Raw genomic sequence first — 14,323 nt, 5'->3', positions numbered from 1 at the left:
ACGGTAATCATTTGTCGTAATATTAGGTTCCGCAGCAAATCCATGCGCCAGCCATCAACTCCTCAGGGATTCCATCCGGTTCGGAGAATTGTCTTGCCACGAACTTTCCGCCTTGCATCACATATTCGATGTTTTTTCTATCTGCCAACGAGCGCAAATCATCGAGTGGATTCGTTTTGACCACGATCAAGTCCGCGAGCTTTCCCGCTTCGAGGGTGCCGAGTTTCGAGTCCCAGCCGAGGGCGCGCGCGGCGTTCCTGGTTGAAGCCACGATGCAATCCATGGTCGAAATCCCTGCCTGAGACATGTAATATAGCTCCATCGCATTCTCGCCGTGGAAATTATAGGGCGTTGCGGCGTCAGTTCCCATGGCGATGGGCACACCCATCCTATACGCTTCGCCGATCGAACGCAGCGCATCTTCTTGCGTCTCTTTGCTTTTCTCCATGATCCAAGCCGGGATGCCCGGCCTATCGCCGTAGATCACGTCATATCCCGCTTTCAAGGTCGGCACGAGAAAGATTTCCTCCTTTGCCATATGTTCCATCAGGCGAGGGTCCTGGTTAAGATACGTCCCGTGTTCGATGGTCTTTGCTCCCGCAGACACGGCATTGCGGATGCCTTCGATCCCGTGCGCGTGTGCGGCGACGATCTTGCCGACCTTCGCCGCCTCTGTCACTGCCGCGCGGATCTCTTCAATTTCGAAGGTCGCCGCGCCGGGTTTTTCTCCGGGAGATAAAACCGCACCCGTAGCCAAAACTTTGATGAGGTCGGCTCCGGCTTTGAGTTGTTCCCGAGCCGCCTTGCGGACCTCGTCCACGCCGTCGGCTTCGCGATACATCCCGTCGTACCATTCTGTTCCGGTCGTTGTGATCGAGAGCAATTTCCCGGCGAGGACCATGCGCGGAGCGACAAAAAAGCCTGCTTCTACTGCTTTGCGGAGAGAGAATTCAAGATGATGCCGCCCGCCCACATCGCGGATCGACGTGACTCCCGCTGCAAGCGTGTTTTGGGCATGTTTCAACATTATGAGCGTCGTCCAACCCCAGGGACCCGCCATCGTGCTATCCGGCAGACATTCGGCAGCGATATGGACGTGACAGTCGATCAAACCGGGGAGAATTGTTCTTCCGGATAGATCCAATTCGTGAGCATCCTTTCCCTCAGGAATTCTCCAATCTTCTAATTCTCCAGCATAGATGATCTTTTCATTTTCGACAGCGACCACACCGCGCTCAATTGGCCTTGAGCCTGTTCCGTCGATCAACCGGGCGTTCTTCAATACATGGATCGTCATATCGTTACGCCTTCCATTTCCTGGCTCGGATGTAAGCGGGGATTGCCGCATCCGTATGCTCTCGTTCGCGGATCCGTTCAGCCAGCCACTGGAACCACTCGAATGCCGTATCGCGCTTCGAGTTCTCGCGGAATTGTGTGACGAAACCTTCCAGCCTTTGCCATGAGACCATCACCGTTCCGCCGAACGCGTCATCCACCAGGTCAAGTGGAATCTCACGGCGATGCACGAGGATGCCAAGCCTTTCCCATGTCCCAAGCAGGATATAGAACGCAAGATAATCCTCCTTCGGAAGTTTTTCGACCGTCTTCATGCTGATCTCGCCGCGCATGTCGAACATCAACATCAGCCCGCGCACGAAGTCGGTCGTCTGGAAGGAATTCAACATCAGGATGGCGGCTTCGCGCCGCCGCATCATCTGGAAATTTCTCAGGTTCAGCAAACCAAAGATGATTCCCAGAATGACTGCCGTGGTCGAGATCAATTGAAAGACAAGGGAGAGTTCCATAATTTTGATAATCGACCGCTGACCGCGGTTTGCCGTCAACGGTCTATTGTCGTTGGAATGAGTAATAACAAGGTCAATCGCAAGTGACCGTAAAAGAGAGCTACTGGTATTGTCTGATCCACCAATCCGCGCCGGGCAGTCCGCTCGCCTTCACCAGTTCGACCAGCGCGTTGGTGTTGAAATATACGCGGCGCATGTCTGCGCGAAGCATGTTCCCGTCCTGTTCCAAAATGGCGTATTCAGCCCACGGCAGTAAACTTGGCGGATTGCCGGGAGAGAATGCATATTTGAAGGCATTGCCGACACTGCCCGAATTGAGGATTAATTTTTTACCGTGACGGCGGTGCATTTGAATGTGCGAGTGTCCGCCGATGAAAATTGAAGCAGTTTGACCCTCGAAATATGTGTCCAATTCTTCCGGAGGTGTGATCGCCTGGATCAAGTGCGTGGTGGATTTGGGCGAACCGTGGAAGGCGAGCAATTCGATCCCATTCATAAATTGCATTGTATACGTCGAACGAAAAGACCGGATGTACTCGATATCCGCGCCTGAAAGTCTCTCCCGCCCCCATTCCAAGTCTGGGACCAGATGAGTCGCAATCTCAAATTGGGCGCAATTTGCCGGATCAAGGATTGCCTGGTCGTGATTTCCCATGATGGTAACGGTATTCCAATCCCTCAAGGCACTTAATACCTCGACGGGCTGTGGACCCAGGCTGACCGTGTCGCCCAAACAGATCAATTGGTCGATGTTCTGCTTCTTGATGTCTGCGAGGACGGCTTCGAGCGCTGTAAAACTTCCGTGAATATCAGAAATAAATCCAATGCGCATGATTATGCCAATTGTACACGACGCGACTCGTTTTTTTCGCCTCAATAGAACTTTTGGGTGATGGAAATCCGCTTCAGCGTGGGTGTCCAGCCTGGTTCAACGCCCGGGCCATTCATCCCGCCCGAAGCGTGATCTCATCGGGATCGATGCCCACCTCGAGCGAGTCCCCGTATTTGATTTCCGGAATCCGTTTTGTGATCACTTCCAGAAGCGATGGATTCTGGAAGTGATTGCGCTTTGTCTCGGGGTGTGGGTAATACACCCAGCCCGGATATTCGATATTTTTATACACAACGATACAGCGCGAAAAGGAAAATGTCTCTGGCGGGTGCAGGTCGGTCCATTCGACAAGCGGAAAAGTGAACTCCGGTGCGGTCATTTCGAAAATCAGCGGGGCGATGGAGATGTTCAGCGTACCGTTGAAATATCCGTATAGATCCAACCCTAACGCTTTGAAGAGCGGTTTCTGCTTTTCCAGTGCGCTGTAGGGATAATCCTTCGAGGGGCGCGAGGCGACCTGGTGTCCACGGGAGAGGATTCCTGGCAGGCGTTTGAACATACGGAAAGTATATCAGCCGGGATTTTAATTCGTCCGCTCGAAGTTCGTGCTATTGTTTAACTGCCCGGGTCTTCGGAACGATACCGGGCAGGAGCAGATTTATGGAAGTCGAGATTGGAAAGGTCACGCATTATTACAATCATCTTGGCGTCGCTGTCCTGGAGTTGGTGGATGGATTGAAACTTGGGGATAAGATCCGGTTCTATGGGCATTCGACCGATTTCACCCAGCGGGTCACATCGATGGAGGTGGATCATCACACCGTCCTGTGGGTGAAACCGGGAGATAACATGGCGGTCAAAGTGATCCAACCCGTTCACGTCCACGACAAGGTATATCGAATCGTGGAAAAGGAACTTGAGTCGACCGTCTAGATCTGCCTGATGAGTTTATCGAAGATGCGTCCGTAATTGTGGGTGGCGGAAGTAAGAAAATCGGTAAAGCTGACATTGGCGGAATGATCGGCTTTGTCGGACATGGCTCGAACGCACAGGAAGGGGATCTTATTGATGAAGCAGACATGCGCGATGGCGGCGGCTTCCATATCCACGCACAGGGCCTGGTGAGTTTTCCATAATTGACCGGCTTTTTCACGGCTGGAAATGAACTGGTCTCCGCTGACAAGCCGTCCCAGGTGGACTTTTGGGGCGTGACCGGCGATGGGGTCCAATTCGTTCGCTTGCGCAGCTTCGAAGGCGATTTTGGTCAGGCGCGGATCAGTCGGGAAGACCTGCCGCGAAGCGAAGGTCAGTTGTCCTGATTCTGGGGCGGTTTTTACATCAAAGAGCATCTCGCCGGGCTTCATTCCCCAACCGGTCAGATCGAAATCGTGCTGGATGGCTTCGGTCGCCACTACAAGGTCTCCCACCTCGAGTTCGGGTGAAAGCGCGCCGGAACTACCCATGTTGAACAGGCAATCGGGGGTGAAAAGATCGATCAATTGCTGGGCGGCGATGACGCTGTTGACCTTGCCGGGATCGCAGCGCGTAAGATACACCTGATGTCCATGCATGTCGCCGTGCCAGTATTCGCGTGCGCCTTTTTCGATCCGTTCGAGATGAGCTGATAACGCGCGGATGGGGGCAAGTTCTTCGTCCATTGCGCCGACGATTCCAATTTTCATGGCGGGTTTCCCTTCGCGGTGAAATGATTTTCAATCTGGTACCGGATTTTACCGCTCCTTGGATGGCGGTTGGAAGAAACAGAGGGATTGAATAATGCCTGAAAAATCTTGACACTCGCATACAGGCATGATAATCTTGCGCGTGCATGCCCGGCACGTGGCGTCACGGCGCCATGGCGGGCATAAATTTTTTAATTGCAGGAGTAATAAAATGTCTGAACGTATCGTTGGAACCGTCAAGTGGTTCAATGCGACCAAGGGCTACGGCTTCATTGGGCGCGATGGAGGCGAGGATGTGTTCGTTCACTTCAGCGCCATTCAGACCGACGGCTATCGCAAGTTGGAAGCCGAGCAGAAGGTGGAGTTTTCCATCGAGGAAGGACCCAAGGGTTTGCAGGCCGCGAACGTGGTGCCCATCTCGTAAGAAGTACATCATTTGCATAACGAGCAGGGTTGTCGTGAGACAGCCCTGTTTTTGTTTGCGGGGAAGGATGCAAGCCTTTTATTGCTTCATTGCAAATCAAGAAAATACACGCTACTCATGACATTCGTCACTATTTGGGCATTTGATGGCGGATTTAGAATAATCATGTTACACCCGTAACTTTTCTGCTCTATCTGCGACATGTCAATAATGGAGCTTTTCTCGAATCGCCGGAGCCACCGCATAACCTTGTCGGCGGGATTTGTCGTTCCCGACCCGTCCCGTTGTGTGCAATGCGGGATCTGTTCGTATAACTGCCCCATCGGCATCGACGTCCGCGCTCATGCGTGGCTGGGACGTCCGGTGAAACACGGGGAATGCCTGACGTGCGGGGAGTGCGTGGCGAGATGTCCGCGCGGCGTTTTGCGTTTTGAATTGCCCGAAACCGGAAGGGAGATCGGTGCATGAGATATCTCATCATCGGTACCGGCGTGGCGGGCATCTCGGCTGTTGAGGCGATTCGCAGCGTGGATCGAAGCGGGGAGATAGTAATACTGGGCGAAGACCCGCATGGCTATTATTCCCGGCCCGGGCTCGCCTATCTCCTCACCGGTGAACTGCAAGATAAGGCACTTTTCCCAAAAGCGCGAGAAGAATATGAAAGGATGAAATTCAATTACAAATATGCGCGCGCTGTGGAGATCGACCGAAACAAAAAAAACATCCGATTGGGAGACGGGTCGCTTCTTTCGTACGATAGATTGTTGATCGCGACAGGCGCCTCCGCCGTCCCTTTGACCGTTCCCGGGGCGAAATTTTCAGGTGTGATGAAACTCGATCACCTCGAAGATGCGCTAGCCATATTGAAACTAGCCAGGCGTGGACGCAGGGCAATTGTGATCGGGGGTGGTATCACCGCGCTTGAGATGACAGAGGGCTTGCTCGCGCGCGGCGTTCATGTCCATTATCTTTTGCGTGGAGATCGATACTGGAGCAGTGTGTTGGATGAACAAGAATCGCGTGTAGTCGAAGCCCGTCTTCTTGAGGAGGGCGTGGAACTCCATTTTCGCTCTGAAGTGAGCGAGATTCTGGGCAGGTCGGGCAGGGTGGTCGGAATCCGCTTGCTTGACGGGCGAACGATCAAATGCGACATCATGGCATATGCAGTCGGGATCAAACCGCGGCTCGAGTTGGCGCAAACTGCAGATCTGGCGATGGATCGCGGGATTCTCGTGAATGAATTCTTACAAACGAACGACCCGGATATATTTGCGGCAGGAGATGTGGCTCAGGTATACGACCCGTCGGCGGGACGTTCTGTATTGGATAGTTTGTGGAACCCTGCGCGCGAACAGGGTTATGCGGCGGGATTGAACATGGCAGGAGAAAGAAAGCCGTACATCAAAAAAACACCGTTCAACGTCACCCGCCTCGTTGGGCTGACCACGACCATTATCGGCGCGGTGGGACATGGGAACGATGAGGATGTGGTGGGTATTGCGCGCGGCGACAGCGAAACATGGCGTCAATTGCCGGATGTTCTGGTCGCGCAGGGTGGTTTCGATGTGAATCGGATTCGATTGTTGGTTGGTGAGAATCATCTTATCGGTGCGGTGGTGATGGGAGACCAGAAACTTTCCATGCCTCTGCAAAAGATGATTGATGAGAAGATGAACATTGTTCCGATCCGCGAGAGATTGCTGGCAAAAGACGCCCGGGTTGCGGATGTCATCGCGGATTTCTGGACGCGCCATCTGGCGGCTGCGTAAACATAAATTCATCATCAACAACCGCCTTTGGGCAGGGCGGAACTCATGGTTCGGGAGGGCATGACGATGCTTCGTGGAAATATCGAACTTTGGCTGGCGTTGATCACCTGTTTGCTGGTCGGCATGATTTACGGGTTCATAATGTTTTGGACCCGCGAGATTCCTGCCGCAGGCGAGCTGTTTGGCCATACGTTGGGAATATTCGGCTTTATCTTAATGTTGTTGACGGAAACACTATATAGCATCCGAAAACGCAGTCGAAGCGCTTCTCTCGGACGCATGTCCACCTGGTTGAAATTCCATATTTTCATGGGGTTGGTCGGTCCGTTTATGGTTTTGCTCCATACCTCATGGAAGTTCAACGGCATCGCTGGCGCGACCACCTTGTTAACGGTCATCATTGTCTTCAGCGGCATCATCGGGAGATATATCTTCACTCGCATCCCGCGAACGCTCGACGGGATCGAGATCGAAGGCGCGCTCTCACAAGAGGCGCTCAGGCGCAGCCGTCAATTCCTGGCGCTGTGGCACACTGTCCATATACCCATCGGTATGGCGTTGTTCATCTCCGCCTTTATCCACATCGGCGGGGCGTTGTACTACGCCACCTTTCTGAAATAGGAGACGGTCATGAAAAACCCAAATCGTCTTGGCTGTCTGACAGGAACGGGAATCATCGCCGCTCTGATTACCGTATTCGTCATAGTCGGCGTCGCCTACGCCAGCGGATCGCAAATGTTTAGCTCCGGCGCGCTAAACGCCCAACCCGGCGAGAACATTCACGGCGTCAAATCGCACGCGCAGATCATCGAGTGTAAATCCTGTCATGCTGCGCCATGGAGTCGGGCGACGATGGCTGACCAATGTCTTGATTGTCATGAAAATATCGCCGACCAAATGCGGGACGTTGCCCAGCTTCACGGCTCCATTACGGCAAAATCGCCCAGCCTTGCCTGCCGCGATTGTCATCATGAACATCGCGGAAAGACCGCATCCCTGACAGACCTCGGGGATAACACCTTCCCACACGATGCCTTCGGTTTTGCCTTGAATGAGCATAAGCGGATGGAATCCGGCGAGCCGATGACTTGCGATTCCTGTCACATTGATGATTTGACAACCTTCGCCTCAGAGTCGTGCCAAACCTGCCACAGCGGCATGGACATTGCCTTCACCCAGGCACATCTGCTCTCCTTTGGCGGCGATTGCCTCGCCTGTCACGACGGTGTGGACCGTTACGAGAATTTCAATCACAGCGCTTACCCTTTCAGGCTCGAGGGCGGTCATTCAAACGTTCACTGCACCGGATGTCACCTGAACGCGCGTTCCATCGCGGATCTGCAATCTGCGCCTCAGGATTGTTTTTCGTGCCATAAGCAAATCGATCCGCACCGGGGCGCTTACGGCGCAGATTGTCAGGCATGTCATTCCGTCAAAGGCTGGTTACCCGCCAATTTCGATCACAACCTTTCGTCGTTCAAACTCGAGGGTGAACACGCTGAAGCCGCCTGCGAAGAATGCCATGCAAATAATGTCTTCAAAGGCACACCGAAGGATTGTTATTCCTGCCATCGCGAAGACGATGAACATAATGGACAATATGGGACTCAATGCGAATCGTGCCATAATCCGTCTGATTGGGAGAATGCAACGTTCGATCACGAACGTACCGGCTTCCCGCTAAGAGGCGGTCATTCTCAAGTGGAATGTGACCAATGCCATGTTGGCGGTTCGTTTGAAGGACTCTCCACTGCCTGTGTCAACTGCCATCAAGACCCCGTTTTCCACGCAGGCGCATTTGGTTCGTCGTGCGAGTCATGCCATTCCGTGGATTCCTGGTCGCCAGCCCGCTTTGAACTTTCTCATCCCGAACCGAGAGTGGAAGAGGAGGGGAGTGGAATTCATCACGGCGGCGCATCATGCCGGGATTGCCATCCATCATCGGTTTTCCAATCTAGTTGTATTTCCTGTCATGAAGGGAATAGTTTTGAGGAAAGCGAGGGCGGCGGGGATGATGATTAGTTGATTCGAGAAGAAACGGGAGACAACTCTCCCGTTCTCTTCTTTCCTCTACTTACCGTTCCTTTTTGTCTCTTCCAATTCCCTCGGTTCGAGCATTCCCCATCGTCCCGCCGCGAGATAAAGGATTTCCAATATCAGGTCGGTGTGGCTGATGCCCTCCGCTTCCGCTTGCAGGCACAAGTCGCTGTAACCGGGAGTGAGACCGGGCAGGGTGTTGATCTCTATCAGGCGCGGATTGCCTTCTTCATCCAACCGAATGTCGGTGCGCGAGACATCGAGCGCATAGATGATGTTATGGGCGCGATATGCCAGGTGTTTGAGTTTCTTTTCCAGTTCGGGATCCACGATTGCCGGACAAAAAAAACCTTCATTGCCTTCAGGACCGACATCTTTGGATTTGGCTTCGTTCGTGTAGATCCATGGACCTTCAGTGTTGCCCGTATCCAATTCCAGGATCGGAAAACGGTGAAATCCGTCCTTATCGTACCATTCGGGATGACGACTATAACGTTTGGCGTCCGGGCGTCCCAGTATGCCCATAGTGAATTCGCGGCCCGGAAGGAAGACTTCGACCAATGCGGGTTGTTGATAGGCGTTGATGATGTATTGCGCGCGTTCGCGCAGTTCCGATTCATTGTTGACAATGGCGTTCATATCCACGCCCATGCCCGTCCCTTCGCGCGCAGGCTTGACGAAGAGCGGGAACTTCAACTCGGGGCGCAGGGGTTCGTCGCCGAATGTGAACTCCTGAAAGGGGGCGACGGGCAGACGGCGGTCGCGCCAGATGCGTTTCGTCAGTGTTTTATCGAGCGAGATACCATTTGCGAGCACACGTGATGCGGTGTAAGGGATCGAGAGCATCTCCAGCAATGCGGGAACCTGCGCTTCGCGCGCGTCGCCGCCGAGTCCCTCCGACATGTTGAAACAGATATCGGGCTTGTATTTTTTCAGCGCATATGGCAGGTCGCGATCGGAGTGGAGAAAGACCGTGGAGTGGCCATCTGTTTCGATGGCAGCGCGCAGCGCGTCCATCGTTTCCATCGTATCGAAGTCGGCGAAGACATCCGGCGGGACTCCCTCCGGCTTGGGCTGGTTCGCATCCTTGATATTGCCGATAACCGCCACTTTCCATGGACGTTTCGAACGACGGTTGGGTTTTCCATCAAAGGGCATCAGAGATCGGTTGCTCCGGATTTGATTTCATGGTTTCCAGTATAGTATAAGCCAGATGATTGACAAGGGTATCGCGATCCCAATTCCATTGCATTCGTTGCGCATGAAATGTAGAATATCTTGAAAATTGAGGAGCTGTTCATGCATATTCCGAAATATTATCGTGAAGAAGACCATAAGCGGGTCGTGGAATTCTTGAAAGGGAATGGATTCCCCGCGCTCGTGTCAATTCATGACGGGAAGTTGGTTGCGACTCACCTGCCTGTGGAAGTCGTTGAGAACGCCGATGGTTCATTGACGATCTATTGCCACATGTCGCGCGCAAATCCACAATGGAAATCGTTCGGGGATCAGGAAGTGCTGCTCATTTTCCAGGGCGCGCATACCTACATCTCGCCGCGCTGGTATAACCACGTCAACGTGCCGACGTGGAATTACATGAATGTGCATGTTTACGGCAGGGTACGGATGCTCGAAGGGGAAGAGTTATATTCCCTGCTTGATCGGTTGGTGGAAAAACACGAAATTGAGACTGGATATGATTTGGAGACGTTGCCGCGCGATTTCGTGGAGAAGGAAATGAAAGGTGTGGCAGGCTTCGCCCTTGAAGTGACGCGGTTCGACGCAGCGTTCAAGCTTAGCCAGAACCGCGACGACGAATCCTACGTAAATATCATCCGTGAACTGGAGGCGCGGGGCGACGATGCTTCTGCGGAGGTTGCGCGCGCAATGAGAAACAGGCAGTGATTCCATCTTCCTTGACGAAACCCCCGTTAGCGAATAAAATCCAGCCCGTTCCAGACCATGCGCCTCCGCAAGGAGGCGCGTTTTCTGCGGATGATTTCGAATGACGGGCGGATGTGATCTGCTTGACAGAAATTCTTTGACAGGGCGAAGGTAATGCGGCGGAGTTGCCGCGTGAGAGGCGCCCAAGGAGATTGATAAGATGGAAAAAGTGGTTTTGAACGCAACCAAACGCGAAGTGACCGGCAAGCAGGTGAATGCTTTGCGCCGCGAAGGGAAACTCCCGGCGGTGATCTATGGGCGGCACCTTGAACCGATCTCGATCGCACTGGAAGCGCATGGGGCAGGGCTGGCTCTGGCGAAAGTGACTGCGTCCAGCCTGGTCACTGTCAATGTGGACGGCGCAGAATACCCCGCGCTCGTGCGCGAACGTCAGCGCGATTACATCAAGGGGACGCTTTCCCACGTTGATTTCCTCGCAGTGGATATGAACGAAAAGATTCGCACCAGCGTCGGTCTTGCATTCGTCGGTGTATCACCCGCCGTGAAGGACTACAACGGCATTCTTGTTCACAACCTCGAGCGGCTCGAAGTGGAATGTTTCCCCGGCGACCTGCCCGAGCGAATCGAAGTGGACATTACGGTGCTCAAACAGATCGGTGATCTGGTTCGCGTCCGCGAGCTTACTGTGTCTGATAAGATCCGCATCCTGGGCGACCCGGAAGAGACCATTGCAGTGGTTACGATCATCAAGGAAGAAGCGGCTCCTGTGGCCGCCGAAGCGGAGGCTGTTGCCGCCGAGCCTGCAGCTCCCGAACTGAGCGTGGAGCGCGGCAAGAAGGCAGAAGAAGGCGGAGAAGCCGAGAAGTAGTTCTTGCCTGTGTAAAAGTATCCGTCATTGCAAGGTGGCGGATACTTTTTTTATTTTAATAACTCCAATATCTTCATGAAATTCACTGTCATTCTTGCGGTGGCGCCCCACAGCAGTTCACCGTCGTAGGGATGATAGGCGATCACGGTCCGTTCCGAACCGGGAAGTGAAAATTCCCAGAAGTTGTTTCGGTCTGCAAGCCAGAGCAGGGGGATGGTAAAAACCCGCGCCACTTCGATACCCGCCGTTTTGAATGCATAGGGGAAGGGGATGATTCCCACCACTGGGCTTACCCGAAATTTGCTGATGGTCACCATGCGGCTCAATCTGCCGATGACCTTCACATCCTCTGGGCGGATCCCTATCTCCTCTTCTGCTTCGCGTAGCGCGGTCTGCTCTGGGGTGGTTTCGTTTTCATCACAGGCTCCTCCTGGAAATGAAACCTGCCCCTTATGTGATTCCACCCTGTCTGTACGACGCGTATAAAGAATATGCCATTCGCCTTGAAAATGAACAAGGGGCACAAGCACTGCCGCGCATTTGAGGTGGACGTCCGGATGAATCGGGATCTCAGCATAACCGTCCGTCTCGGCATGCGAACGGTTGGACTCCCGCAGTTTTGTTATCAGGAATTCCACATCGACAAAAGTCATCTCATGACTCTGCGCGGACGGGGCTCCCGCAATAATCACATTCTGCAGTGACATCGTCCAACCATTCCACTTCGTCGGATCGAACCGCCGCGCCGCATGATGGACAATGCGTGGGCAAAACTGGACGGTCTTTTGGGGCGGACGCCTCCGCCTTTCCCCAGACAGCGGCGTTGTTCCTGACGACGGATTCCACCTCTTCCGCTTCGGCGTTGAAACCGTGATCACGCAGTTCGGCGACGATCCGCCGGCCCGCTTTGCGCAAGCGGTGATGACGCTGCTGTGATCCCAGCATGGTCAACCCGCTGCGGAAATGCGTCACTGCTTTTTTGCCGTCGCGGTTCAACATTGCGGCATGTCCGGCTTCGATGTATAAAAACGGCGCGCGTTCCGGGAACCGATCCTCGGCCTTTTTGGCGAGATCGTGAAAAGCGACCGCGGCTTCCGGGTATTTCCCTTCATCCATGAGGCGATGCGCGTGTTGAAGTTCCGGCGGAACCGGCGCAGGCGGACCGTGTCGGCGACGACTCAGGGGACCACCCCTGAAGAATCTTCTGGCGCGTCGAAACATATCAATACTCCTCTTCGATCCCGCTGATCTCCTTTGCAAGCGCAGACCCTCGTGGGTCGTCAGTGGGCTCGATCTTGCGGGCAAATACCAGAAATCCGGTATGCGCCACCATGCGGTCGGTGGGTCGCAGCCGGGCGGGATTGGTCTTGTAATATCTCAATATTAATTCGCAGACTTCCACAAAGGCAAAGTTATTCTGTTTCAAGGCGAATAATACCTTTTCCACCTGATTATAGGTCGGCATCAAGGAGCCGAAGAACCCTCCGGGTTTGAGCGCGGCACGCACTTGCGAAATGTAATCAAATGGGTTTTGCACATCGAGGAAGAAGGCATCGGCATCGGCTTCGTCAAAACCTTCCTGGATGTCGCGCAGTTTGAAGTCCACGCGCGAGGCGAGCCCCACCCGTTCAAGATTCTTGCGCGCCAGGTTTTGCGTATCCTGCTTGTTTTCGTAAGAGACCACCCGCCCGCTCGGGCCGATATTCGCTGCCAATGCTATCGTCATCGAACCAGACCCGGTTCCTGCTTCCAAAACGGTTTGCCCCTCGGAGATTCCCATTTGGATCAAGATGAAGCCGATGTCCTTCGGGTACAAAATTTGCGTGTTGCGCGGAAGTTCGTTCAGGATATCGGCCATGGACGGCTGTAATAGAAAGAACGGCGCGCCGGTATGACTGAAGACCTGCGAACCCCAGGGCTTGCCGATCATGTCGTCGTGTTTGATCACTCCGCGATGGCTTTGGAATTCCCCGCCGCTTTGCAGGATGAAGATGAAATGCTTGTGGGTGAGACCGACCAGTTGTGTAAGGTCGCCTTCGCGTGCGTCGATGAAATACTTCATGCTTGTGATTCTACCGTCATTTCTCTTCGATGGTCACGTTCAGGATGACATCTCCGGCGGGCAGGTAAATTCCCTGCGAGGGATCGCGCGGCGTGAGCTGTTCGGCAACTTCCAGCCCGCTGATGACCTGACCGAAGATCGTGAAGAATCCGTTCAAATGCGCAGCCGGAGCGAACGTAATGAAGAACTGGCTTCCATTCGTATCAGGACCCGAATTCGCCATGCCCACCATGCCGGGTTTGCTGAATAGCAGGTCGTTCGTCTCATTCTTGAAAAGATAACCGGGATTGCCCCTTCCCGTCCCGCTGGGATCACCCGCCTGCGCCGCAAAACCGTGGATCACGCGGTGAAAGGTTACGCCGTTATACCAGCCCTGCCGCGCAAGAAAGACGAAAGAATTCACAGCGAACGGCGCCTTATCGGGGAACAATTGGATGACGATATTTCCCTTTTCGGTTTCAATAGTGGCGATATATTGCTTCGAGGCGTTCACAGTGAAAGGCGGGCATTTCGTGAATTGTTTTTTGCCGAGCAGGATCAAACCGACCGTATCGTTCAACCCTTGATAGTCGGTGAAGTATTGCTGGAGGGACCCGTTAATGAATACCAGGGGTAAAGCCTGGACCGGAAGCAGGGATGCCGCCTCCTTCGCGGACTTGAGCCGTGTCGCGGGACCTTCGGCTTTCATCTCCACTGCAAGTTGATTCCCATCCACTCCCACCGCAGCGGATTCCCTGACAAGCCAGGACTTAAACTCACCCGGGCTCAGGTTGGACCATTCCGCATGTTTGACGAAGAGCAGATCGTACATCTCCCAAAATTTCCCCTGCTCATTCGCGGCAAATGCCGCCAGCAGGGCTTCGTCCGACTTATCGAGCAGGTCCGGCAAGGGGAAGGGTCGAAAAACGAAGCGGATGTTCCCCGTGTAGTTTCGGTTCA

General features: G+C 53.8%; 18 protein-coding genes. 8 read left to right on the top strand and 10 right to left on the bottom strand.

Annotated features, from left to right (window positions below; genetic code table 11):
* Positions 1–22 precede the first annotated feature (22 nt).
* From HS100_20420 to HS100_20405, 4 genes are all read right to left on the bottom strand, one after another.
* On the bottom strand, positions 23–1,297 hold the full coding sequence (locus HS100_20420) for an amidohydrolase family protein (protein MBE7436291.1): 1,275 nt from the start codon (positions 1,295–1,297) through the stop codon (positions 23–25).
* Between the two features lie 4 nt (positions 1,298–1,301).
* Positions 1,302–1,805 (bottom strand): DUF4760 domain-containing protein, encoded by a 504-nt coding sequence (locus tag HS100_20415; GenBank protein MBE7436290.1) that lies wholly within the window; start codon positions 1,803–1,805, stop codon positions 1,302–1,304.
* Between the two features lie 100 nt (positions 1,806–1,905).
* A complete protein-coding gene (locus tag HS100_20410) occupies positions 1,906–2,637 on the bottom strand; it encodes a metallophosphoesterase family protein (GenBank protein MBE7436289.1) in 732 nt (243 codons plus the stop codon).
* A 112-nt stretch (positions 2,638–2,749) separates the two neighbouring features.
* The gene (locus tag HS100_20405; GenBank protein ID MBE7436288.1) at positions 2,750–3,196 is read right to left on the bottom strand and encodes a hypothetical protein; all 447 of its coding nucleotides are present in this window, start codon (positions 3,194–3,196) and stop codon (positions 2,750–2,752) included.
* 101 nt (positions 3,197–3,297) lie between these two features.
* Here HS100_20405 and HS100_20400 point away from each other — a divergent pair, with 101 nt between their 5' ends.
* Complete coding sequence (locus HS100_20400) at positions 3,298–3,570, top strand: hypothetical protein (protein MBE7436287.1); 273 nt, start codon at positions 3,298–3,300, stop codon at positions 3,568–3,570.
* On the opposite strand, the gene HS100_20395 is transcribed toward HS100_20400, so the two are convergent.
* Positions 3,567–4,319, bottom strand: coding sequence for a 5'-methylthioadenosine/adenosylhomocysteine nucleosidase (locus HS100_20395; GenBank protein MBE7436286.1), 753 nt, complete (start codon positions 4,317–4,319; stop codon positions 3,567–3,569). The genes HS100_20400 and HS100_20395 overlap by 4 nt on opposite strands.
* Positions 4,320–4,530: 211 nt before the next feature.
* Between HS100_20395 and HS100_20390 the strand changes: the two genes are divergently transcribed.
* From HS100_20390 to HS100_20370, 5 genes are all read left to right on the top strand, one after another.
* On the top strand, positions 4,531–4,743 hold the full coding sequence (locus tag HS100_20390; GenBank protein ID MBE7436285.1) for a cold-shock protein: 213 nt from the start codon (positions 4,531–4,533) through the stop codon (positions 4,741–4,743).
* Between the two features lie 249 nt (positions 4,744–4,992).
* Entirely contained in the window at positions 4,993–5,211 is a 219-nt protein-coding gene (locus tag HS100_20385) for a 4Fe-4S binding protein (protein ID MBE7436284.1), read from the top strand.
* Positions 5,208–6,512, top strand: coding sequence for an NAD(P)/FAD-dependent oxidoreductase (locus HS100_20380; protein MBE7436283.1), 1,305 nt, complete (start codon positions 5,208–5,210; stop codon positions 6,510–6,512). The genes HS100_20385 and HS100_20380 overlap by 4 nt, the downstream gene beginning before the upstream one ends.
* 60 nt (positions 6,513–6,572) lie before the next feature.
* Positions 6,573–7,133, top strand: a complete 561-nt coding sequence (locus HS100_20375; GenBank protein MBE7436282.1) for a hypothetical protein — start codon at positions 6,573–6,575, stop codon at positions 7,131–7,133.
* Positions 7,134–7,142: 9 nt separating this feature from the next.
* On the top strand, positions 7,143–8,534 hold the full coding sequence (locus HS100_20370) for a cytochrome c3 family protein (protein MBE7436281.1): 1,392 nt from the start codon (positions 7,143–7,145) through the stop codon (positions 8,532–8,534).
* A gap of 48 nt (positions 8,535–8,582) precedes the next feature.
* On the opposite strand, the gene HS100_20365 is transcribed toward HS100_20370, so the two are convergent.
* Complete coding sequence (locus HS100_20365; protein ID MBE7436280.1) at positions 8,583–9,707, bottom strand: hypothetical protein; 1,125 nt, start codon at positions 9,705–9,707, stop codon at positions 8,583–8,585.
* Positions 9,708–9,848: 141 nt separating this feature from the next.
* Here HS100_20365 and HS100_20360 point away from each other — a divergent pair, with 141 nt between their 5' ends.
* Positions 9,849–10,454: an FMN-binding negative transcriptional regulator gene (locus tag HS100_20360; GenBank protein ID MBE7436279.1), complete on the top strand. Its 606-nt coding sequence runs from the start codon at positions 9,849–9,851 to the stop codon at positions 10,452–10,454.
* A gap of 199 nt (positions 10,455–10,653) precedes the next feature.
* Positions 10,654–11,322, top strand: a complete 669-nt coding sequence (locus HS100_20355) for a 50S ribosomal protein L25 (protein ID MBE7436278.1) — start codon at positions 10,654–10,656, stop codon at positions 11,320–11,322.
* A 50-nt stretch (positions 11,323–11,372) separates the two neighbouring features.
* Here the strand turns inward: HS100_20355 and HS100_20350 are convergent, their stop codons facing one another.
* From HS100_20350 to HS100_20335, 4 genes are read right to left on the bottom strand one after another with little or no spacing between them, the layout of a single operon-like run.
* Positions 11,373–11,975: a CoA pyrophosphatase gene (locus tag HS100_20350; protein MBE7436277.1), complete on the bottom strand. Its 603-nt coding sequence runs from the start codon at positions 11,973–11,975 to the stop codon at positions 11,373–11,375.
* A gap of 1 nt (position 11,976) precedes the next feature.
* Entirely contained in the window at positions 11,977–12,543 is a 567-nt protein-coding gene (locus HS100_20345) for a hypothetical protein (protein MBE7436276.1), read from the bottom strand.
* Between the two features lies 1 nt (position 12,544).
* Positions 12,545–13,384: a tRNA (adenine-N1)-methyltransferase gene (locus HS100_20340; protein MBE7436275.1), complete on the bottom strand. Its 840-nt coding sequence runs from the start codon at positions 13,382–13,384 to the stop codon at positions 12,545–12,547.
* Between the two features lie 16 nt (positions 13,385–13,400).
* On the bottom strand, positions 13,401–14,072 hold the full coding sequence (locus tag HS100_20335) for a peptidylprolyl isomerase (GenBank protein ID MBE7436274.1): 672 nt from the start codon (positions 14,070–14,072) through the stop codon (positions 13,401–13,403).
* Between the last annotated feature and the right edge of the window lie 251 nt (positions 14,073–14,323).

This window comes from Anaerolineales bacterium (genome assembly GCA_015075725.1).
GTDB lineage: Bacteria > Chloroflexota > Anaerolineae > Anaerolineales > Villigracilaceae > Villigracilis.
This window is presented reverse-complemented; position numbering and strand designations above follow the sequence as displayed.